1 pseudogene is annotated in these 254 nt (G+C 42.5%); it reads right to left on the bottom strand.

What is annotated here, in order from left to right:
- Window positions 1–254, bottom strand: a pseudogene (locus MKD49_RS26100) (DNA methyltransferase); the annotation flags it as partial.

Raw genomic sequence — 254 nt, 5'->3', positions numbered from 1 at the left:
CTGCTGAAGCGATCTTACCGAGCATGTATTCGTAAATATCGCCTTTGGTGTCTTTATCATCCATTGGCACATCGGCAACCAAATCCACCACTTTGGTTAAAAGCGCAGGCGTAGGAATGGTAAAACGAGCATCTTTCATGTGGTGGCTATAGGTGGTTTCGTCTTCTGCACCTAAGTTTTTAATGAAAGGAAAGACTTCATTGGCAATAGTGCTATACAACGTTGCAGCATCACCCAAAGTAATAAACTTTGAC

Origin of the sequence: Herbaspirillum sp. WGmk3 (assembly GCF_023952535.1) — a bacterium.
GTDB classification, from domain to species: domain Bacteria; phylum Pseudomonadota; class Gammaproteobacteria; order Burkholderiales; family Burkholderiaceae_D; genus Herbaspirillum; species Herbaspirillum huttiense.
The sequence above is the reverse complement of the archived record's forward strand: the minus strand, read 5'-3'. Positions and strand labels throughout refer to the sequence as shown.